The organism is Massilimicrobiota sp. An80 (assembly GCF_002159255.1).
GTDB lineage: Bacteria > Bacillota_I > Bacilli_A > Erysipelotrichales > Coprobacillaceae > Allocoprobacillus > Allocoprobacillus merdigallinarum.
In genome coordinates this window covers 1-20,332 of record NZ_NFHI01000014.1, presented here as the reverse complement: position 1 = coordinate 20,332, position 20,332 = coordinate 1, and the positions used below count along the sequence as shown (strand labels likewise).

Genomic DNA, 20,332 nt, shown 5'->3' with positions numbered 1-20,332 from the left:
GAGATGAAAATGAATCAGAATACAAAAGTCAAATTATGTTGTTGTCAAAAGATGCCTATTATTGCTTTAGGTGTATGGCAAAGTGGAAAAGATACAAAACAGGCTGTTTTAGATGCTTTAAAAGCGGGTTATCGTCATATTGATACTGCAGCCTGTTATGGTAATGAAAAAGCTGTTGGAGAGGCTGTCAAAGAAAGTGGAATACCAAGAGAAGATATCTTTATTACGACAAAATTATGGAATGATGATATCAGAGCTGGAAATACACACAAGGCTTTATTAACAAGTTTACAGAAATTACAGATGGATTATGTAGATTTATATTTCATTCATTGGCCTGTAGAGGGTTATGTTGAAGCTTATTTAGAAATGGAGAAACTGAAAGAAAAAGGACTTGTCAAAAGTATAGGTGTATCTAATTTTAGAAAATCACATTTACAAAATTTATTATCTCAGGTTCATAAGATTCCAACAGTGAACCAAATAGAAATCAATCCACAAATGCAGGATGAAGAAACTATACAGTTTTGTCAGGACAATAAAATTGTTTTGGAAGCCTGGTCACTACTAGGAAGTGGAGCCTGTTTACATATGCCTGCTATTCAAATGATTGCTGATAAATATCATAAATCAACAGCACAGATTATTTTAAGATGGTTACTACAAAGACATATTGTTGTATTACCTAAATCAGTTCATAAAGAACGTATTGAAGAAAATATTGATTTGTTTGATTTTGAATTAACGAAAGAAGAAATGGAGATCATGAATGCACTGAATCAAAATAAAAGAACCGGACCTGATCCAGACCATTTTGATTTTTAAGGAAGAATGTCTATGCGTATACATTATAAAAATAGTTATTTCAGTTATTTACTCATGTATTTCTTTTATTTCTTTTCATTAGCTGTTTTTTCTGGATATATATCTGTTTATTTGATGGATAAAGGTTATCATGCTTCACAAGTTTCTATGGTTGTCTCATGTTCATTTATTTTATCCATGATTATTCAACCTATTGTCGGTTATTTCAATGATCATTATTCTCAAAAAAGATTAAATATGTTGATTTTATTATTAGCAGCAGTTTTAGGAATCATATTTATTTATGCTCAAAATATTTATATGATTGCTTTGATTTATAGTTTAGCTTTAGGATTATTTAATGCGGCTAATCCTGTTATTGAGAATATGGCAACATTATCACGTTTTTCCTATGGAAAGATTAGAATTTGGGGAACGATTGGTTATGCGGTTGCATCTAAGATATCAGGTGTTATTTATGATGATGTTTCACCAGAAGCTATGTATGCATTCTTTACGATAGGATTGATTTTATGTGTCATAGGTATTTATGGCACACAAAATGTAAAACAGATTAAAACCCAAAAGAAAGAAAAAACAACAGGTTTATTTCAAAAGAATTTTATCATCTATTTAATTATTGTATGTCTGTTCTATGCTATAACAAATACCAATACAACCTACCTACCAGCTATGTTTCAAAATTTGGGATTATCAATGAATACAATATCGACAGTGATTTTTATTTTGACTCTTTCTAAACTACCGATTATTTATTTTTCACAGTATTATATGAACAGATTAACTAATAAACAATTACTTATCGGTATATTTTTATTACTAACGATACAGTTTTTTACTTATTCCTTTATAAAACAGGCAATGATTGTAATCATTGTATCAATATGTACAAAAGCAGTTTCCACAATGTTATTTATCATGTTGAATTTAAAAATTGTCGCAACAATTGTGGATATGAAACATCAGATGAGTGCCTTAGCCCTTGTTCAGACATGTCGTAATTTTGGCTCTATTGTGTTTCAGTTTGTTGCTGGATATTTGATTGATTTTTATTCATATGATATATTTTATTTAATTCTATGTTTATTATCTATAGTGGGTATGGTGATTTGTATCTTTTATAGAATACCAAGTGGAAATCATCAACATTTATTTGATTAGGAGGTTTTTTATGGAATTTCAAGATAAGGTTGTGGTTGTGACAGGTGGCGCTAAAGGTATTGGGAAATGCATTGCTGAAATGTTTCAAAAAGAAGGAGCGCATGTTTGCATTATAGATACTGAAAAGAATGATTATTTTCAGGGTGATGTTGGCAGTCAAGATATTTTAGAACAGTTTCATCAAAAAGTGATTGATGATTATGGGCATATAGATTATTTGATTCATAACGCAAAACCACTGTTTAAAGGAATTGAAGAATGTAGTTATGATGAATTTCAATATGCTTTATCTGTTGGTGTCACTGCTCCGTTTTATTTGACGAAATTGTTTCAAGATGATTTTCGTAAAGGAGGTTGTATTATCAATATTTCTTCATCAAGAGATGGGATGAGTCAGCCTCAAAGTGAAAGTTATAGTGCGGCTAAAGGTGGTATTCATGCCTTAACGCATAGTTTAGCCATGTCCTTAGCTGGAAAAGTGCGTGTGAATTCTATTTCACCGGGATGGATTCAAACAGAATCAGACCAGACAGTTTATCAGGGAGCAGATGTTTTACAACATCCTGTCAAACGTATTGGGAAAGTTGAAGATATTGCGCATATGGTTTTATTTTTATGTAGTGATAAAGCTAGTTTTATCACTGGTGAAAACATTTGTATTGATGGCGGTATGACAAAACAGATGATTTATCATGGAGAACATGGATGGGAATATAAGGGATAGAAAAAGATATAGCGCAATGGCTATATCTTTTTTAAAATTCATCTTCTTTCATAATATCAATGGTTGAAAAACGTCCTTTTTCAATCATTGAAGAAATCTTTGTTTTTCTTTCTACGTTTTGATCATAGTTTAATGCAAAGATGCAGGAATAAAGTAAATCTAATATATATTCAAAAGAAATATCAGTAGAAAAAGTCGCAATCTTTGAATAAAGCTTTTCTCTTGTACAAATTCTTAAAACCACATCTGCATGTTTAGAAACAGTGTTTTCACCGATGTTTGTTAAAGCGATGATGGGAATGCCATTGGCTTTTAAAGCTTGAATGACTCTTGAAAGAATGGGTGTTTCACCTGAATAAGAAACAATAATAGCACAAGATTGAGGTTCAGCATTCATAGCACTATAAACCAGTTCTCCTTGCAGATGACAGATCGTGACTTTCTTTTGGATTCTAGACATATTATGTGCAATTCTGATTAAAGTAGAAGGTGAAGTATATGTAGCGTTTGCTATATCCTTGGTTGTCATATCCTTAATTTTCATTTTTTCTTTTAAAATAAAATCAATAATGACTCTTTCGCTATGAGAAAAGTCACATCTTTCTAATCGTTCTCTAATTAACATGGATATCACCTCATTTTTATCATAGCATAATTTTTTAAGGACTCTAGAATCACCCAAAGATTCAAAATGAATTTACATAATTGCGTATTAAAAACAACTTATTTGTAAATGGAATTTTATTTCAATGAAATACCATTGTTTAATGAATCTAAAATCAATATGATAAAAGTGCTTATAAAAATGATAAGGAGGAATCGTATGTTATCAAATTCAAAATTAGGTTTTGGGTTAATGAGATTACCAAAAGACAAGCAAGGTCAAATCAAGTTAGATGAAGTCCAGAGAATGGTTGATTCTTATATGGAAAGAGGATTTAACTATTTTGATACGGCTTATGTGTATGAAGGAAGTGAAGAAGCTATTCGTCAAACTTTAGTTGAAAAGTATCCTAGAGATGTTTATACATTAGCAGATAAGCTTCCTGCATGGAAATTAGCTTGTCAGGAAGATGTTGAAAGGATTTTTCAGGAATCATTAAATAGAACGGGTGTTGATTATTTTGATTTCTATCTATTGCATAGTGTTGAAAAGAGTCATTATCCAACATATGAAAAATATCAGTGTTTTGATTTTATTCAAGAAATGAAAAAGCAGGGAAAAATCAAATATATGGGATTCTCATTTCATGATGATGCTGATTTTTTAGACAAAGTTTTAACAGAGCATCCTGAAATAGATTTTGTACAGTTACAACTTAATTATTTAGATTGGGAAAATGGAGTGATTCAATCAAGAAGAAATTATGAAGTAGCTAGAAAACATCATAAACCCATTGTTGTGATGGAACCTATCAAAGGTGGAACACTGGCAAGCTTTTCTGATGATATTGAAAAAATATATAAGGACTACGCTCCTCAAAAATCTATAGCGTCATGGGCTTTGCGTTATGTTGCATCCTTAGATGGTGTTATGACAATTTTATCAGGTATGTCTAATGCACAACAGATGAATGATAATCTGGATACGATGACTCATTTTGAAAAAATCAATAATGAAGAAGCCAAATTGATCAAGCAAGTTACAGATCAAGTCTTATCATATCCAACTATTCCATGTACAAAATGTCGTTACTGTACACCAGGCTGTCCAATGCATATTCAAATACCGGATTTATTTACAGCTTATAACAGTGCCAAAATGTATGGCGAAAATAGACGCTATCAGATTTATTATAAAGATCATAGCACAGGAGATTATCAACCCGCTAAAGCTTGCATTGCATGTGGACAATGTGAAAGTGTCTGTCCACAGCACTTAGAGATTATATCTTTACTCAAAGAAGTATCAGAAGTTTTTGATTCATAGAAAAGGAGATGGAATCATGAGTCGTGATTATTTATTTCGTTATTTTTATCGCTGGGTGAGCACAATGAAAAATGCACATGTCTGTCATGACAAGAATATTGTGTGTTTTTGTAATGATAAGTATCATGCTCATATCATATTTTATAAAGAGTTTAACATGATGGAATTGTCTATTGAGGATAAATGGACTGAAAAGAATGTGTTTTATTTACATTTTGAAATGATGGATATTTTATCAACCAGAAAAAACATTCTCTCTTTCTTCCAATTTCTAAAAGATGAAAATCATCACAATAAAGTAAATTCCTCTTTAAAACTTTCCTCTTTAAAAATATTAATCTGTTGTACATCAGGTTTAACAAGTCATTATTATGCTTCTTTAATGCAACAGGCTCAACAAAATATCTTTGTGGATGCTTATCCAATAATGAATGTAGAAGATGTAGCAAATGATTATGATATCATTTTATTAGCACCTCAAGTGGCTTATATGTATCCAAATTTAAAAAGAAAGTTTGGCAAAAAGGTTATGGAAGTAGAAGCCTTAGATTTTGCGACAGGAAATGTTAATCATACTTTAGAAAGTATTTTTGTATAGATGTTTTTAACGATGCGTAATAATCATAATTGAATATATGTTTATATGATTTTCTTCTGTTATTTTGTTAAAATTATGTGTTCATCTTATCAAATATTTCCATTATAGATGGTTTTGTTGGGCTTAAAAAACTAATAAGATGAAAAGATATTGATATCAATAGAAATATACTTATAATAAAATTATAAGCTTATATTTTATATGAGGAAAGGAGAAAGAAGATGGTATTAAGTAAGGATTTTTTATGGGGTGGAGCTTTAGCTGCCCATCAATTTGAAGGTGGTGTTTTAGAAACATCAAAAGGTTTAAGTGTCGCAGATGTCATGACAGCAGGAGCACATGGCGTACCTAGAGAAATTACGGATGGTGTGATTGAAGGAAAATACTATCCTAATCATGTTGGGATTGATTTCTATCATCATTATAAAGAAGATATTGCCATGTTTGCTGATATGGGCTTTAAATGTTTTAGAACATCTATTGCCTGGACACGTATCTTTCCATTGGGTGATGAAGAAGAACCTAATGAAGAAGGATTACAGTTCTATGATGATGTTTTTGATGAATTATTAAAATATGGTATTGAACCCGTTATTACTTTATCTCATTTTGAAATGCCATATCATTTAGCCAAAGAATATGGTGGATTCATGAACAGAAAGACAATTGATTTCTTTGTGAAATTCGCAAAGGTCTGCTTTGAAAGATATAAAGATAAAGTCAAATATTGGATGACTTTCAATGAGATCAACAATCAGATGAATTATAAGAATGATATCTTCGGATGGACAAACAGTGGAGCTCATTTTGGAGATTATGATAATCCAGAGGAAGCCATGTATAAATGCGCTCATCATACCCTAGTTGCCAGTGCTCTAGCTGTCAAAGCAGGTAAGGAAATCAATCCTGATTTCAAGATTGGAAACATGATAGCCATGGTTCCTATTTATCCATACTCTTGTCGTCCTGCGGATATGGTGTTATCAGTACAAATGATGCATGATCGCTGGTTCTTCTGTGATGTCCAATGTCGAGGACATTATCCAGCTTATGCTTTAAAGATGTTTGAAAGAAAAGAATTTGATATTGATATTACAGAAGAAGATAAAAAAATCTTAGCAGAGGGAACAGTGGATTATATTGGATTCAGTTATTATATGACAAACACTGTAGATTCAACAGCGCATAAAGATGTTTCTAAGGCAACAGATGGTTCTAGTGAATACAGTGTAGAAAATCCATATGTCAAAGTTTCTGACTGGGGATGGGCTATTGATCCAGAAGGATTAAGATATGCCTTGAATATTTTCTATGAAAGATATGAAAAACCATTATTCATTGTAGAAAATGGATTTGGCGCAATAGATGTTAAAGAAGCAGATGGTTCATGCCATGATCCATATCGAATTGACTATCTAAGAGCACATATTGAAGAAATGAAGAAAGCAGTAGAAGAAGATGGAGTAGACTTAATGGGATATACACCATGGGGATGTATTGACTGTATTTCATTTACAACAGGAGAAATGAAAAAACGCTATGGATTTATTTATGTAGATAGAGATAATGAAGGACATGGAACATTAGAAAGAAGTAAAAAAGATTCTTATGACTGGTATAAGAAAGTCATTGCTTCTAATGGTGAGGATTTAGATTAATCAAAAAGAGAATACAATATTAAAAAGAGGTTCCAAGATTTTCTTGGAGCTTTTTTTGTAAAAAATCATAGACTTGAAAATATTTATTATTGAGAATATTTAAAAAAATAGATAAGATAGAATTATGGGAAAAGTGGTGAAATCATGGTTAAAAACAATTTAAAATCATTAATAGTGATATTAGGCATCATTGGAGCATTGATGATAGGCATTATTTATTATCATTATCAATATCCTAATACACAAAATCGCATATTTGGTGTGACATACATGACAATGAATAATCCTTTTTATGAAGTTATCAACAATGAGTTATTGAAAGCAATAGAAGACAATGGCGATCAGCTTCTTGTCAGAGATCCTGCTTTAGATGTGGATAAACAAATAGAACAGATATACTCATTTATTGATTATCATGTAGATGGTATTTTTATTAATCCCATTGATTCTGAGAAAATTACACCAGCATTAGAAGCGGCTCATCAAGCTGGAATACCTGTTATTGTTGTGGATGCACCTGTTAAAAATGAAGAACTTGTGAATTGTACAATTGTTTCAGATAATTATGATGCAGGGGTACAATGTGCCAATGATATGATGAAAAGATTTGATTCTGCGCGCATTGTTTTGTTGAAACATACAAATGTCAAATCTGCGAAAGATCGTATAGATGGTTTTTTAGATACAATAGATGGATTATCACAATATCAAGTTGTAGATGAAGGTGAGTGTGAAGGACAGGTAGAACTGGCGATGCCTTTAATGGAAGATATATTACAGCGTCAATCAAATATTGATGTTGTCATGGCATTGAATGATCCAAGTGCTTTAGGAGCTTTGGCTGCATTGGAAGCACATCATCAGGAAAATACAGTTGTTTATGGAGTTGATGGAACACCTGATATGAAAACACTTATAGGTAGTCATGCAATGATAGCTGGAACAGTCGCTCAATCACCTATTTCTATTGGGCATCTGGCAGCAGAAAAAATGTATGAATACTTAGCAGGAAAAGATATTGAAAATGAAGTTGTCATACCTGTTCAACTGATTAATGAAGATAATATTGAAATGTATGATGAAACGGGGTGGCAATAATGCAATATTCTTATCAGCGTTTATTATCATTTTTAAGAAATGCAATGACGATATTGAATATGTTGATTGTTGTTTTTTATGGCAGTGTTATTCTTTTGACAACGCAATATATTGTTTCCACACGTTTGGCTAGGGATTTTTTAGATCGGATTACGCATCTTCCACATCAGCCCATTGTTGCATTTTTTGGTTCATTGATGTTGTATGGTATATTTATCTTTATTATGTATAGTCGTAGTGAAAAAGTAATTGCGCATAAAAGACTCAATTTTATTTATAGTTTTATTGAAATGATTGTTAGTTTTACTTTGATTTATTTTTTGTATATGGGATATAATGGTATCTTGTTGCTTGTTTTTTGTGATTGTATATTTCATTTAAGAGATGGAAGATATTCTAAGTGGTTTATTTGGGTTTTGGTTGTGGCTTATTTAATATCTAGTTATGATGTTTTTTCGGCTATTTTTCCATTGACAAGTATAAATGAATATTTTCAAATCTATGGATCACAAATTAATGGTATCTTTATGATGAGTAAGTCATGTTTAGAAACGCTCAATATGATATTGTTTATTGCTTTTATGATTGTTTATCTGGTAGATGAAATACAAAAGAATCAGCATATTTCTCAAGAATTGGATATGGTGCATCAGGTGAATAAAGAATTAGAAAATTATGCAGCCATTACCGAAAAAATTGGAGAAAACAATGAAAGAAAACGTCTGGCTAGAGAAATCCATGATACTTTAGGTCATGCCTTGACGGGAATAGCAGCAGGAGTGGATGCTTGTATTGCGATGATTGATCAAAATCCTAAAGCAACGAAAGCGCAGCTACAAGTTATTTCAAAAGTTGTCAGGCAGGGCATTAAAGATGTTCGTAATTCTTTAAATAAGTTAAGACCAGGAGCTTTAGAAGAACATAGTTTAAAAGAAGCTATAGAACGTATGATAGGAGAATTTTCTAGTGTAAGTGATCTGACGATTGCATTAGAGTATGAACTAGAAAATATAGATCTGGAAAAAACAAAAGAAGAAATTTTATTTAGAATTATACAGGAATCTATTACGAATGCTTTGCGTCATGGACATGCGACAGAAGTTCATATTCATCTTTATCAGGAAAATCATTTCTTATATCTCAAAATACAAGATAATGGAATTGGTTGTGATCATGTCCATTATGGATTTGGCTTAACACAAATGAGAGAACGTCTTGCGGTTATTAATGGTCAGGTAGAGTTTGATGGTCATCATGGCTTTTTGACAATCGCTAAAATACCAGTATAAGTAAGGGGAGAGGACAGATAATGATTAAAGTGATTATTGCAGATGATCAGGAATTGATTAGAGAATCTTTAAAAATTGTATTAGGGACACATGAAGATATCCAGGTTGTAGATGTTGCATCGGATGGGTTTGAAGTGATTCATATTCTTGAACAAGAAACAGCTGATGTCATTTTGATGGATATTCGTATGCCAGGAATGGATGGTGTTCACTGTACAAAAATTGTGAAGGAAAAATATCCTCAAACAAAAATTATTATTTTGACAACATTTGATGATGACGATTTCGTATTTAGTGCGCTTAAATATGGAGCGAGTGGTTATTTATTGAAAGGTGTAGGAATGGATGAGCTTTATCAGGCTATTGTCACTGTGAATAGTGGTGGAGCTATGATTAATCCCGATATTGCCACGAAAGTTTTCAGCATGTTTTCTAAAATGACACAAAATAATTATGCAATTCAGGTTGATGAAGAGGCTATTCAAGATATTAGTCATCCTGAATGGCGAGTGATTCAACAAGTTGCATTTGGATTATCCAATAAAGAAATAGCACAAAAGCTTTTTCTATCAGAAGGAACAGTAAGAAATTATTTAAGTTCGATTTTATCTAAATTAAATTTAAGAGATCGTACACAACTGGCAATATGGGCGGTACAAACAGGTATTACGACAAAGGATTTTAGCGATGAGTAGAAAAAAGATAGTCTGTATACTGGTTGTATTGGGATGTCTTTTATGTGTTGTTTGGCGCCCTCAACGCATAACTTTAAAAGTTGGTATTTTTGCTGGAAGTAACTGGGATGTACCTAATGGTGATTGTTATAAAATTATTGATCAGGCTATTGAAAGATATGAAGAGGAAAATCCTGATATTCATATTGAATATGAAAGTGGTCTTTTAAAAGATGATTATTCAGAATGGTTATCTGCTCAATATTTAAAAGGAGAAGAACCAGATATCTTTATGGTCTTAAGTGAAGATTTTAATACTTTAAGTGCGCTAGGTGCATTAAAGAACTTAGATGATTTTATGCAAAAAGATAGTCAGTTTCATAGTGATGATTACTATGAAAACGCCTTGCTTGCAGGGCAATATCAGCATCATCAGTATGCTTTGCCTTATGAAAGTAATCCAACATTAATGTTTGTGAATCAAACATTACTGCAAAAAGAAAATATAGATCTTCCAAGTAATGACTGGACTTTAGATGATTTTTATAATATCTGTCAACAAGTAACAAAAGATACGAATAATGATGGACAGATTGACCAATATGGTTGTTATAATTATGATTGGTTAGACTCTGTTTATAGTCATGAAGTTAGTTTGTTTGATGAAACAGGTCAGACATGTTATTTAAACCAGGAACCTGTAAAAAATGCGATTGCTTTCATTCAGAGATTGAATCAATTGAATAAAGGCTATACAGTGACTTCTCAGGATTTTGATACAGGGAAGGTGGCATTTTCTCCGATGCCTTTTGCACAATATCGTACTTATAAGCCTTATCCTTATCGTGTTCAAAAATATTCTCAGTTTGAATGGGATTGTGTTCCTATGCCTGGGATGACAGAAAGTCGTAGTGAAGTGTCTTCATTATTGATGGGTATTTCTGCTCGTACATCTTATGGACAGCAGGCCTGGGATTTTTTAAAACTACTAACATATGATCAAGAAACGCAAGAAAGTCTTTTTCGCTATTCACAGGGAATATCATCTTTAAAAACTGTTATTCAATCAACTGAAGCATTAAGTCTACTCAACGAAGAATCCTTAGGAGATACGCAAGTTGATTTAAGCTTGTTGAATGATGTTATGGAAAATGCTATGAATCAAAATCAATTTCGAAAATATAATGCCACTCTAACAATGATGGATACACTGATACAACAGATGATACAAAATAATGAAGATTTAGATTTATCATTAATGTCTTTACAAAATGAAGTTAATGAATATTTAAGAGAATAAAGCATCAAAAATTGTATATTTTTCTAACTTGTTTATGATTTATAATGAGTCATGAAAAAATAAGAGATTTCAACAATGATTTTACGCTATCATTTAAGAAATCTCTTTTTATATTTCATTATTATATTCTTTTGTATCTGTAATTAGAGGCTTTCTCTTATTTTGTTTCTCACCATCATAAGACTATATCCTAGTCAATTTTTACCCTTCCAATAAGACATATCATATCTTTTTTTATCATTCATTGACAAACCAATACCCCAGATTTTATCGCCAACAGCGCATTCAGCCAATATAGTTTCTTATGTGTTTAATAATTCTATTTTTAATTGTTCATTTTGTGAAAATTTAGCTAATAAACCTTCATAAATAATAATTTGCCTGATACCATTCCAATAAGATTCATTATAATTGGAAACTTCTCTTCCTAACGCTTTGATAGTGGCAGGATTATCAGTAGATAGTATTTTTTCAGCTATTTCATGATCATGAAAATATTTAGCTTTCATATACATCATGTATTGTTCCATAGAAGAAAAGGACATATCATGTATAGTAAACTGTGATATGTACCAATTGCTTAAATATCCATTTTCTTCATCTGGGTTATGAAAGAAAACAAAATCCATATTAGTATTCACCCACTTTCTTGACTGCTAATTCTAAATTATCAGTTAGGTAAAAAATCCTCTACCATAATCATGCTTATCTTCTCCATAGCCATAAGTAGGTTTAATCATTTTATGAGGACTTCCATGATATAAAATAATTTTCGTCATATGATCTGTTCCTTTCTTTTCAACTGAGTTAATAATAATAAAACTATACTGAAAACTTATCTATGTGGAAAGTCATTGATGACAGCAATAACATAGCTCCATCTTGTTGTATAAATATGAGTGTTTTCTCATCTTTCTTGTTAATTACTTTGAATATTTCATGATGAGATTTATATTGATAAAATATCCCATTCTATAATAACAATTCATTCTTCTTATGGATAATTTTGCTATATGTTTTTGTTGAGTACAAGAGTTAATTGTTAAGAAAAGAAATTTATTAAAAAAGCATGACAAATGTCATATTTGTTTCTATCATCTGTCATGATAAAAATGTGACAATAGACAGATGGAATGAAAGGGCTTAATTGATACAATAATGGTGTCAAAAAGAGGAGGGGAAAAAAGAAATGAAATACTTAGTCTTGGTAAGTCATGGACAATTTGCTGATGGATTAAAAGATGCACTTTCCATGTTAGCAGGAGAACGTGATGATGTTTTATCAGCTGGTTTAAAAAATGGAAAAAGTGCTGATGAATTCGCTGAAGAATTTTCACATGTTATTGAGGGTATTCATCAAGATGATGAAATCATTTTATTAGGTGATTTGATTGGTGGATCTCCACTGACAACAGCTATGAATGTAATCGCTGAAAAAGGATTAAGTGAACATTGTACAACAATAGGTGGAATGAATTTACCACTTGCTTTAACAACAGTATTGATGAAAGATACAATGGCACGTGATGACCTTGTTGTACAAGTTTTAAATGAAGCACAAAGTGCTTTAAAAGAATTTAAAGTTGTTAATGATGATGAAGATGATATTTAAAGGAGGAGAATAATATGTCAGTTTCATTTATTCGTATTGATGATCGTATGATTCATGGGCAAACATGTACACGTTGGGCTCGTGAATATCCATGTGATGGATTGATTGCTGTGAATGATAAAGCAGCTAAAAATGATGTGTTAAAAGCTGCTTATAAAGCTGCCAGTGGAAAGAAAACATTTGTCTGGACATTGGATGACTTTCAAAAAAAGGCACAAAAGGTTTTAGATAGTGATACAAGATATTTCTTGATTACTAAAAACCCAGTTGATATGTGTAAAATTTTAGTGGATCAAGGGTTCAAATGTGGTATTGATACAGTCATTGTTGGACCATGTAATGATCGAGAAGGGGCAGTCAAATTAGGAAATAACCAGTCTATTACACAAGAAGAAGCAGATGCTTTCGAGAAAATTGCTAAAGCTGGTTATAAAATCAAATTTGCCTTATTACCAGATGTTTCTATTGGAACATGGGATGATTTTAAAGGAAAATTTGGATATTAAAAAATAAAGGGGAGGTTTCATTATTATGGAAATTAGTTGGATTCAAGCTGCCTTACTTGGACTCTTTGCCTGTTTATCAAGTATGCCAGGTTTAGGTGGAACATCAATTGGTAACTACACCTTAGGTAGACCATTAATTGGTGGATTGGTATGTGGTATTATTTTAGGAGATATTTATTCAGGTATTTTAGTTGGGGTAGCGATGCAAGTCGTTTATATTGCTTTAGTTACACCTGGAGGAACTGTTTCAGCTGACGTTCGTGCTGTAAGTTACATTGGAATTCCACTAGCTATGATTGCATTAAAGAGCTATGGTTTAGATGCCGGAAGTGCAGATGGACAAGCTATGGCAACTTCATTTGGAACAATGGTTGGAACTTTAGGAACTGTTTTGTTTTATGGAACAGCAACAATCAATCTTGTATGGCAACATATAGGATGGCGTGCTGTAGAAAAAGGTGATTTCAATAAATTATATGTTGTCAATATGGGATTACCTTGGATTTCACATATTCTTTGTTCATTTATCCCAACTTTGATTATGTGTAAGATGGGAGCTCCAATGGTAGAATTAATTAAAAATTATTTACCAATGGATGGTATTGCAATGATGACATTATTTACTGTTGGATCATTACTTCCATGTGTTGGAATTGCGATTTTATTGAAACAGATTGCAACAAAAGCAGTTGACTTTATTCCATTCTTCTTTGGGTTTACTCTAGCAGCAGCATTAGGTATTAACCTTGTATCTGCAACAGTGATTGCCGGAATGTTTGCTTTAATTAACTATCGTATTAAAATGTTAGCAATCAATAAGCCAGCAGCTGCATCAGAAGCTGATGATGATGACGAGGAGGATATTTAAGATGGAAAAGAAATTAACAAAAAAGACTCTGACAAAGTCATTTCATAATTGGTATTATGGAAACTTAACATGTTTCTCTCAGGAACATATGCAAACTTTTGGATATTTATGTTCAATGCTTCCTGTTGTTAATGAATTGTATGACAAACAGGAAGATAAAGCCAAAGCTATGCAAACTTATACAGCTTTCTTTAATACAGAACCACAAATTGGTTCAGTCATTGTTGGTATGACAGCTGGTTTGGAAGAAGCGCGTGCCAATGGTGATGATGTAGATGATGAAACAATTAATGGTTTACGTGCTGGGTTAATGGGACCTTTAGCCGGAATTGGAGATTCATTAGTTGTTGGTACAGTCATTCCTATTTTATTAGGCGTTGCATTAGGAATGTCTGATGGGGGATCACCTTTAGGAGCTATCTTCTATATCATTGTTTGGAACTTATTTGCTTACTTTGGAATGAAATTCTTATATTTCAAAGGATATGAATTAGGTGGGAAAGCCGTTGATTTCTTAGTTGGACCTCAAGGAGAGGCTTTAAGAGAGTCAATTACAATGTTAGGTGGTATTGTTATTGGGGCTGTAGCAGCAACTTGGGTATCAGTTTCAACAAGTTTTACTTTGACAGCTGAAGGGGCCACAGAACCATACTTGAATTTACAAAAAACTTTGGATAGTGTTTATCCAGGATTTTTAACGGCAGCATTTGTTATGCTTTGCTGGTATTTACTTGCTAAAAGAAAAATGTCACCAATCAAAGTTATGTTATTACTTGTTGTGATTGCATTTGTTGGTGTATTAGTTGGATTCTTTAATCCAGGTTTACAATATTAATCAAAGGAGACGATATCATGGATGCCAAACTGAAAAAAGCATATATAGCAGAAGTACAATATCAAACAAAAATGTTAAATCATTTAAAAAAATGGTTAAGAAATCTTATTATATTTTCTTCAATTTCTTTCGTTCTTGTTCTATTTGGTTCATCCATTCATCCATTTATACAAGTTCTAGGAGTTATACTTTTGATTATCAGCATCCTCTCTTGTGCTCTTGTAGGACTTGGCTATAAAAACGGATATGATAACGTTCAAAAAATCATTAATCAGATCAAATAGTGGATTGTTATTAAACAATCCCTTTTTGTATAAAGGAGAAATATTATGTATCAGGCTATTTTTAGTGATGTTGATGGAACACTTTTAAATCAAAATCATCAAGTCACACCATTGACACAAAAAGCACTTCATCAATTGATGGAAAGAAATATTCCTTTTGTTGTGGTTTCAGCACGTAGTCCATCAGGTATTTTCCCTATACTTAAAGATTATCAATTGAAAGCATCAATTATTGCCTATAATGGAGCTTTGGTTATGGATCAGCAGCGATATATTTTAGCAGAAAAAGGTATGGTCACGACAACAGCATTACAAGTTTTAAAAGAACTGGAAACATTTGATGTCGCATGGTGTGTTTATTCTTTTGATCAATGGTTTGTTAAAAGTCGTCATGATGAGCGTATTTTAAGAGAAGAAAGTATAGTGAAAGCACAATCTTTAGAAGCCACTCTAGAAGACTTACAGACATTATCAACAGTTCATAAAATTCTTTGCATTTGTCATTCATCAGATATTTTCACCATCGAACAACATCTCCAACAAGCTTTTCCTCAATGTACGATTGTTCGATCTTCTGATATTCTGATTGAAATTGTAGATTTAGGAATTAATAAAGCCAAAGCAGTTCAAAAGCTTTGTCAATTATGGCGTATACCATTAAAAAATGTTGTTGCATTTGGCGACCAGTATAATGATTTAGATATGTTGATGGAAGTTGGCTATGGCTGGGCAATGGGGAATGCTCCTGTAGATATTCAAAAGAAAGTCGGAAGAGTCACTCAGGATAATAATCATGATGGCATTTATCATGCTTTAAAAAGTTTAGATAAAAAGGAAGAACATGGGATGTAATACATTTCATGTTTTTTTGACGGAAAAAATAATAAAATTATTTTATTGTAACTATTGATGTTACAACAAAGCGGATATATAATAAAGTTGTAATAAGAAAAGTTACAACAAAACAAAGGAGGAAAACTTATGAAAATTGCAGTTGTTTGTGCCAACGGAAGAGTTGGAAGATTAGTTGTTAAGGAAGCGGTAGAAAGAGGGTTGGATGTAACAGCCGTTGTTAGAGAAGATAATCAAAGTGTTGCCCCTCATGTGATTAAAAAAGATTTATATGATTTAACAAAGGAAGATTTAGCTGGTTTTGATGTTGTGGTAGATGCATTTGGTGCATGGGCTCCAGAAGACCTTCCAGGACATAGTACGTCATTAAGACATTTATGTGATATTTTATCTGGAACAGACATCAGATTATGTATTGTTGGTGGTGCAGGAAGTTTATATATGAATAAAGAGCATACATTACAGGTTATGGATGGTGAAGATTTCCCTGCAGAATTCAAACCATTAGCTTCTGCACAAGGAAAAGCTTTAGATGAATTAAGAGAAAGATATGATGTCAAATGGACATTTATCAGTCCAGCAGGAGATTTCCAGGCTGAAGGAGAAAGAACAGGTCAATATATTTTAGGTGGAGAAGAATTGACATTGAATGAAAAAGGAGAAAGCATTATTTCATATGCTGACTATGTTATTGCAATGGTAGATGAAATTACAAAAGGAAATCATATCCAACAAAGAATCAGTGTTGTGAGAAAATAAGTCCGATCATTTCGGACTTTTTTCGTATCTTGTTTATCTTTTTTATGAGTGCTATAATTTGATTAATGGAAATAGAATTTTAAGAATATCCATATTGAGAGGAGGAAAGAAGATGTCAAATCAAAAACCTATTCCAGGAACAAATGGAAATCATTATGTACCTTATAATGAAAGAAGTGGAAAAGAATCTATCGTTTATTTTACAAGAGATCTTTCAGCAAAAGGATTATTAAAAGTTTATAATCGTATTCAGGAACATTTAAATGGAAAAGTTGCAGTGAAACTTCATACAGGAGAACAACATGGACCTAATATTATTCCTCGTCCATGGGTAGAAGAGTTAATCAAAACACAGTTACCAGATGCGACAATTGTGGAAACAAATACGTATTATGAAGGAGATCGTTATACAACAGATCAGCATCTTGAAACATTAAAAGTGAATGGATGGACATTCTGCCCAGTTGATATTATGGATGCTGATGGAACAGTCGATTTACCGGTGAAAGATGGAAAATGGTTTGATCATATGACAATGGGAAAGAACATTGTGAACTATGATTCTATGCTTGTTTTAACGCATTTTAAAGGACATACACAAGGTGGTTTTGGAGGATCCAATAAAAATATTGGTATTGGCTGTGCTGATGGACGTATTGGAAAAGCCATGATTCATACCACACCTGGTTCTGATGATATGTGGGATATTGCGAAAGAAGAATTTATGGAACGTATGACAGAATCAGCAAAAGCTGTTGTTGATCACTTTGGAGATCAGATTGTCTTTATCAATGTGATGCGTAATATGTCTGTTTCTTGCGACTGTGAAGGAACAGCTGCAGCACCAGTTGTCACACCAAATGTTGGTATCTTAGCTTCATTAGATATCCTTGCGATTGATCAGGCATCAGTAGATTTAGTCTATGCCATGAAAGAAGAAGACCATCATGATTTGGTTGAAAGAATAGAAACACGTCATGGTTTACGTCAATTATCATATATGAAAGAATTACACATGGGAAATGATAAATATCTTCTTATTGATGTGGATCATGATGATCAACAAATCTCTTTAGAAGATGCTGTTAAAGATGTTGTTCCTTTTACAAAGTAATATAAGTTCAGGGAGTTTTTCCTTGAACTTTTTTTATGCACAGGCAATCAATGAAAGAACATCATCAAAGGACATATTATTCATATCGTTGACATATCTTTCCATACGTTGAGCATAATCTTCTTCGCTCATATTATCCGGATTATCCAAGTGTATAGTCTTCTCTATGACAGGACTATATTTTCCTTCATCGGTTCCATATCCTAGATAGTCTGTATAATAGACAAAGTGCTGTTTATTGTCTTTATCTGTATGTAAATATAATGAAAGTCCTAGATTGATATTATTCTTTTCTACCATAATAGAATTAATAAGTTTAACTGACAATATTTTCCCTCCGCCAACAACAAAAGGAGTCTATGAGACTCCTGTGGCAAGGAATAGTATATCACATTAAATGCTTGTTGTATGAAATTTATCAAAAAAATTGTTCATAAAACTTTCATATTTTTTCCATCTATTATCCACATTTTTATAATAATATGAATTTATAAAGTGGAAAGGAGAAAAACAATGAAGAAAGTATTTACGATGATTTTATCAGGTATCATGGTGTTTTCAATAACAATCGGAAACGTTATGGCTTCAAATGAAAATCCTGCCATACAGTATACAGAAAACACCATAAATAATCCATATTTAGAATTGAATGAGATTATTCCTGTAATCAATGAAAAAAGTATTGAATTGAAGGGAACGACGAATCCGTTATATTGGGAGTTTAAGAATTTTGATAATGCTATAGCTATCATGAAATCCTATAATCAGGATAAAATCGACTTATCAGAATTAACGATTCATAATTGTGAAAAATATGCAGAGGAATTCGAAAAGTTATATACAATAGATGAAGTGGCTCAAGATAAACAGCTTAAGATTTTAAGTCAATTTTTTACAGTCTGTAGAAATCATATTATGAACAAAGAAATATTAAGTCTATATAATCAAAAAGATTATCAATTTGATGAATTAGTGATATTGTTACCATACACGAGTCCAGTCATTGAAAAGGTTATAAATTCAAATGCAACTTTAAGAATGGCTCCAAGAAGTATAAGTGCAAGAGATAGAAGAATCATGCAGCAAAATAGATACGCAAGGGTATATGGCGATAAACCAAATACAAAAAAGTATAAGTATTATCAAGGAGATAATAGGGGAGATTGTACAAACTTTGTTTCACAGATTTTAGTTGCTGGAGGAATAAAAACAAATAACACATGGAAACCTTATACAAGAACCTGGGTAAATGCACATGCTTTTGTTTTATACTGGTATATGAAAACAGGAGCTAAAAATGGATATCCTAACTTTGCTTCAATATCTAAGAGTCTTAAAGCAGGAGATATTATAGGAGCTGATTGGGGTGGAGATGGCCATTATGACCATTGTGCATATGTTGTTGCTGACGGACCTAAAACATCAGCCGGATATTATGATGTGACGATTGCACAACATACTCCAAATTATGTTGCAAAAGCTTCTCAGAAAGGTTGGAAGGATTTAAAGAAAGGATTATATGTAAGATTAAGAATATAGTATGAAAAATAAAACAAAAGGAATCATATTAGGACTGATTGTCGCTATATCACTTGTTGCTATGTTTTTGAATCAACCCATCAAAACAAAAAAAGAAATTCGTTATAACGAAACACATAAAGAAGAAGATGTCCATATGATTATGGACGACGCCATCAAAAGTTATAAGAACGATAATTCAAAAGTCTATAGCGTGTATTATGACGAGAATAAAAGCAAAGAAATGGAAGCTGAGTATGTCAAAAAAGGCAGTTATCGAGAAGTGATAATCGTCTATGTGGAATTTAAGACTTCGTTTTTCAATGCTCCTGAGCAATTAGGCAATAATCACTATTATTTTGATTATATGTATATAGCCGGAAAGACTGCAGAGGCGACTTGGGAATGGATTGATGGTGGATATGTTTAATAGTTTCAAAAAATCAATTGGTAGTTATTTCTAACTACCTTTTTTATATTATAGGAATTTGGTTTCGTTTGGTTGATAAACGCTTAAAGCAAATATTAACAATGAGCAAAATAAAAAGTAATGCACCAGCATTACTCTATTTTTCTGCATGCAAAAACGTAACCAGATATATCATTTCTTGACCTGGTGCATTGTTCCTTTTCCACATTTCATGCAGATGCATGACAGTTCATCATCTCCATCAGCCTCCGCTATTTCACTTAATATGTATCCGTCAAGTTCCATTTCACATCCGCA

Annotated in this window: 24 protein-coding genes; 20 read left to right on the top strand and 4 right to left on the bottom strand. The window is 32.2% G+C overall.

Annotated features, from left to right (window positions below):
• Positions 1 to 9 precede the first annotated feature (9 nt).
• From B5G32_RS05510 to B5G32_RS05500, 3 genes are read left to right on the top strand one after another with little or no spacing between them, the layout of a single operon-like run.
• The gene (locus tag B5G32_RS05510; protein ID WP_087936082.1) at positions 10 to 825 is read left to right on the top strand and encodes an aldo/keto reductase; all 816 of its coding nucleotides are present in this window, start codon (positions 10 to 12) and stop codon (positions 823 to 825) included.
• Between the two features lie 12 nt (positions 826 to 837).
• Positions 838 to 1,986 (top strand): MFS transporter, encoded by a 1,149-nt coding sequence (locus tag B5G32_RS05505; protein WP_239386201.1) that lies wholly within the window; start codon positions 838 to 840, stop codon positions 1,984 to 1,986.
• Positions 1,987 to 1,996: 10 nt separating this feature from the next.
• Positions 1,997 to 2,710: an SDR family NAD(P)-dependent oxidoreductase gene (locus tag B5G32_RS05500; protein WP_087304364.1), complete on the top strand. Its 714-nt coding sequence runs from the start codon at positions 1,997 to 1,999 to the stop codon at positions 2,708 to 2,710.
• Between the two features lie 31 nt (positions 2,711 to 2,741).
• On the opposite strand, the gene B5G32_RS05495 is transcribed toward B5G32_RS05500, so the two are convergent.
• A complete protein-coding gene (locus tag B5G32_RS05495; protein WP_087936081.1) occupies positions 2,742 to 3,335 on the bottom strand; it encodes a MurR/RpiR family transcriptional regulator in 594 nt (197 codons plus the stop codon).
• A 198-nt stretch (positions 3,336 to 3,533) separates the two neighbouring features.
• Here B5G32_RS05495 and B5G32_RS05490 point away from each other — a divergent pair, with 198 nt between their 5' ends.
• The 7 genes from B5G32_RS05490 (at position 3,534) to B5G32_RS05460 (ending at position 11,257) form a co-directional block, all read left to right on the top strand.
• Complete coding sequence (locus tag B5G32_RS05490) at positions 3,534 to 4,640, top strand: aldo/keto reductase (RefSeq protein ID WP_087936080.1); 1,107 nt, start codon at positions 3,534 to 3,536, stop codon at positions 4,638 to 4,640.
• 16 nt (positions 4,641 to 4,656) lie between these two features.
• Positions 4,657 to 5,238 carry a PTS sugar transporter subunit IIB gene (locus B5G32_RS05485; RefSeq protein WP_087936079.1) on the top strand — a complete coding sequence of 194 codons (582 nt, stop codon included), beginning with the start codon at positions 4,657 to 4,659 and terminating at the stop codon, positions 5,236 to 5,238.
• A 221-nt stretch (positions 5,239 to 5,459) separates the two neighbouring features.
• On the top strand, positions 5,460 to 6,896 hold the full coding sequence (locus B5G32_RS05480) for a 6-phospho-beta-glucosidase (RefSeq protein WP_087936078.1): 1,437 nt from the start codon (positions 5,460 to 5,462) through the stop codon (positions 6,894 to 6,896).
• 144 nt (positions 6,897 to 7,040) lie between these two features.
• Positions 7,041 to 7,994, top strand: a complete 954-nt coding sequence (locus B5G32_RS05475) for a sugar ABC transporter substrate-binding protein (protein ID WP_087936077.1) — start codon at positions 7,041 to 7,043, stop codon at positions 7,992 to 7,994.
• Positions 7,994 to 9,283: a sensor histidine kinase gene (locus tag B5G32_RS05470; protein WP_087936076.1), complete on the top strand. Its 1,290-nt coding sequence runs from the start codon at positions 7,994 to 7,996 to the stop codon at positions 9,281 to 9,283. Before B5G32_RS05475 ends, B5G32_RS05470 begins: the two co-directional genes overlap by 1 nt.
• Positions 9,284 to 9,303: 20 nt before the next feature.
• Positions 9,304 to 9,978, top strand: a complete 675-nt coding sequence (locus tag B5G32_RS05465) for a response regulator transcription factor (protein ID WP_087244262.1) — start codon at positions 9,304 to 9,306, stop codon at positions 9,976 to 9,978.
• Entirely contained in the window at positions 9,971 to 11,257 is a 1,287-nt protein-coding gene (locus B5G32_RS05460; protein ID WP_204209638.1) for an ABC transporter substrate-binding protein, read from the top strand. The genes B5G32_RS05465 and B5G32_RS05460 overlap by 8 nt, the downstream gene beginning before the upstream one ends.
• A gap of 302 nt (positions 11,258 to 11,559) precedes the next feature.
• Here the strand turns inward: B5G32_RS05460 and B5G32_RS05455 are convergent, their stop codons facing one another.
• Both B5G32_RS05455 and B5G32_RS13675 read right to left on the bottom strand, forming a co-directional pair.
• Positions 11,560 to 11,886, bottom strand: coding sequence for an NADAR family protein (locus tag B5G32_RS05455; protein ID WP_239386200.1), 327 nt, complete (start codon positions 11,884 to 11,886; stop codon positions 11,560 to 11,562).
• Positions 11,887 to 11,931: 45 nt separating this feature from the next.
• Positions 11,932 to 12,036: a DUF3990 domain-containing protein gene (locus B5G32_RS13675; RefSeq protein WP_143746597.1), complete on the bottom strand. Its 105-nt coding sequence runs from the start codon at positions 12,034 to 12,036 to the stop codon at positions 11,932 to 11,934.
• Between the two features lie 410 nt (positions 12,037 to 12,446).
• Between B5G32_RS13675 and B5G32_RS05450 the strand changes: the two genes are divergently transcribed.
• The 8 genes from B5G32_RS05450 to B5G32_RS05415 all read left to right on the top strand — a co-directional run bounded on the left by B5G32_RS05450 (position 12,447) and on the right by B5G32_RS05415 (position 18,087).
• Entirely contained in the window at positions 12,447 to 12,869 is a 423-nt protein-coding gene (locus tag B5G32_RS05450; protein ID WP_087244266.1) for a PTS sugar transporter subunit IIA, read from the top strand.
• Between the two features lie 14 nt (positions 12,870 to 12,883).
• Positions 12,884 to 13,375 (top strand): PTS sugar transporter subunit IIB, encoded by a 492-nt coding sequence (locus tag B5G32_RS05445; protein WP_087244267.1) that lies wholly within the window; start codon positions 12,884 to 12,886, stop codon positions 13,373 to 13,375.
• 25 nt (positions 13,376 to 13,400) lie between these two features.
• Positions 13,401 to 14,243 carry a PTS mannose/fructose/sorbose/N-acetylgalactosamine transporter subunit IIC gene (locus B5G32_RS05440; protein ID WP_087936074.1) on the top strand — a complete coding sequence of 281 codons (843 nt, stop codon included), beginning with the start codon at positions 13,401 to 13,403 and terminating at the stop codon, positions 14,241 to 14,243.
• Between the two features lies 1 nt (position 14,244).
• Positions 14,245 to 15,078 carry a PTS system mannose/fructose/sorbose family transporter subunit IID gene (locus B5G32_RS05435; protein WP_087936073.1) on the top strand — a complete coding sequence of 278 codons (834 nt, stop codon included), beginning with the start codon at positions 14,245 to 14,247 and terminating at the stop codon, positions 15,076 to 15,078.
• 17 nt (positions 15,079 to 15,095) lie between these two features.
• Positions 15,096 to 15,362 carry a hypothetical protein gene (locus B5G32_RS05430; RefSeq protein WP_087297521.1) on the top strand — a complete coding sequence of 89 codons (267 nt, stop codon included), beginning with the start codon at positions 15,096 to 15,098 and terminating at the stop codon, positions 15,360 to 15,362.
• Positions 15,363 to 15,407: 45 nt separating this feature from the next.
• Positions 15,408 to 16,214, top strand: a complete 807-nt coding sequence (locus B5G32_RS05425; RefSeq protein ID WP_087297522.1) for a Cof-type HAD-IIB family hydrolase — start codon at positions 15,408 to 15,410, stop codon at positions 16,212 to 16,214.
• 129 nt (positions 16,215 to 16,343) lie between these two features.
• Positions 16,344 to 16,973, top strand: coding sequence for an NAD(P)-dependent oxidoreductase (locus tag B5G32_RS05420; RefSeq protein WP_087936072.1), 630 nt, complete (start codon positions 16,344 to 16,346; stop codon positions 16,971 to 16,973).
• A 112-nt stretch (positions 16,974 to 17,085) separates the two neighbouring features.
• Positions 17,086 to 18,087 (top strand): DUF362 domain-containing protein, encoded by a 1,002-nt coding sequence (locus B5G32_RS05415; protein WP_087936071.1) that lies wholly within the window; start codon positions 17,086 to 17,088, stop codon positions 18,085 to 18,087.
• A 33-nt stretch (positions 18,088 to 18,120) separates the two neighbouring features.
• On the opposite strand, the gene B5G32_RS05410 is transcribed toward B5G32_RS05415, so the two are convergent.
• Entirely contained in the window at positions 18,121 to 18,414 is a 294-nt protein-coding gene (locus B5G32_RS05410; RefSeq protein WP_087244274.1) for a hypothetical protein, read from the bottom strand.
• A 186-nt stretch (positions 18,415 to 18,600) separates the two neighbouring features.
• On the opposite strand from B5G32_RS05410, the gene B5G32_RS05405 reads away from it, so the two are divergent.
• Positions 18,601 to 19,626: an amidase domain-containing protein gene (locus B5G32_RS05405; protein ID WP_087304349.1), complete on the top strand. Its 1,026-nt coding sequence runs from the start codon at positions 18,601 to 18,603 to the stop codon at positions 19,624 to 19,626.
• A 1-nt stretch (position 19,627) separates the two neighbouring features.
• Positions 19,628 to 20,035, top strand: coding sequence for a hypothetical protein (locus tag B5G32_RS05400; RefSeq protein WP_087297525.1), 408 nt, complete (start codon positions 19,628 to 19,630; stop codon positions 20,033 to 20,035).
• Positions 20,036 to 20,332 lie beyond the last annotated feature (297 nt).

Bases quoted from the DNA above. Each gene is read 5' to 3' on its own strand.
- B5G32_RS05490 (WP_087936080.1), top strand. From the start codon at position 3,534: ATGTTATCAAATTCAAAATTAGGTTTTGGGTTAATGAGATTACCAAAA.
- B5G32_RS05510 (WP_087936082.1), top strand. From the start codon at position 10: ATGAATCAGAATACAAAAGTCAAATTATGTTGTTGTCAAAAGATGCCT.
- B5G32_RS05495 (WP_087936081.1), bottom strand. From the start codon at position 3,335: ATGTTAATTAGAGAACGATTAGAAAGATGTGACTTTTCTCATAGCGAA.
- B5G32_RS05465 (WP_087244262.1), top strand. From the start codon at position 9,304: ATGATTAAAGTGATTATTGCAGATGATCAGGAATTGATTAGAGAATCT.
- B5G32_RS05405 (WP_087304349.1), top strand. From the start codon at position 18,601: ATGAAGAAAGTATTTACGATGATTTTATCAGGTATCATGGTGTTTTCA.
- B5G32_RS05440 (WP_087936074.1), top strand. From the start codon at position 13,401: ATGGAAATTAGTTGGATTCAAGCTGCCTTACTTGGACTCTTTGCCTGT.
- B5G32_RS13675 (WP_143746597.1), bottom strand. From the start codon at position 12,036: ATGACGAAAATTATTTTATATCATGGAAGTCCTCATAAAATGATTAAA.
- B5G32_RS05485 (WP_087936079.1), top strand. From the start codon at position 4,657: ATGAGTCGTGATTATTTATTTCGTTATTTTTATCGCTGGGTGAGCACA.
- B5G32_RS05505 (WP_239386201.1), top strand. From the start codon at position 838: ATGCGTATACATTATAAAAATAGTTATTTCAGTTATTTACTCATGTAT.
- B5G32_RS05500 (WP_087304364.1), top strand. From the start codon at position 1,997: ATGGAATTTCAAGATAAGGTTGTGGTTGTGACAGGTGGCGCTAAAGGT.
- B5G32_RS05420 (WP_087936072.1), top strand. From the start codon at position 16,344: ATGAAAATTGCAGTTGTTTGTGCCAACGGAAGAGTTGGAAGATTAGTT.
- B5G32_RS05470 (WP_087936076.1), top strand. From the start codon at position 7,994: ATGCAATATTCTTATCAGCGTTTATTATCATTTTTAAGAAATGCAATG.
- B5G32_RS05425 (WP_087297522.1), top strand. From the start codon at position 15,408: ATGTATCAGGCTATTTTTAGTGATGTTGATGGAACACTTTTAAATCAA.
- B5G32_RS05460 (WP_204209638.1), top strand. From the start codon at position 9,971: ATGAGTAGAAAAAAGATAGTCTGTATACTGGTTGTATTGGGATGTCTT.
- B5G32_RS05400 (WP_087297525.1), top strand. From the start codon at position 19,628: ATGAAAAATAAAACAAAAGGAATCATATTAGGACTGATTGTCGCTATA.
- B5G32_RS05435 (WP_087936073.1), top strand. From the start codon at position 14,245: ATGGAAAAGAAATTAACAAAAAAGACTCTGACAAAGTCATTTCATAAT.
- B5G32_RS05430 (WP_087297521.1), top strand. From the start codon at position 15,096: ATGGATGCCAAACTGAAAAAAGCATATATAGCAGAAGTACAATATCAA.
- B5G32_RS05450 (WP_087244266.1), top strand. From the start codon at position 12,447: ATGAAATACTTAGTCTTGGTAAGTCATGGACAATTTGCTGATGGATTA.
- B5G32_RS05445 (WP_087244267.1), top strand. From the start codon at position 12,884: ATGTCAGTTTCATTTATTCGTATTGATGATCGTATGATTCATGGGCAA.
- B5G32_RS05480 (WP_087936078.1), top strand. From the start codon at position 5,460: ATGGTATTAAGTAAGGATTTTTTATGGGGTGGAGCTTTAGCTGCCCAT.
- B5G32_RS05415 (WP_087936071.1), top strand. From the start codon at position 17,086: ATGTCAAATCAAAAACCTATTCCAGGAACAAATGGAAATCATTATGTA.
- B5G32_RS05455 (WP_239386200.1), bottom strand. From the start codon at position 11,886: ATGGATTTTGTTTTCTTTCATAACCCAGATGAAGAAAATGGATATTTA.
- B5G32_RS05475 (WP_087936077.1), top strand. From the start codon at position 7,041: ATGGTTAAAAACAATTTAAAATCATTAATAGTGATATTAGGCATCATT.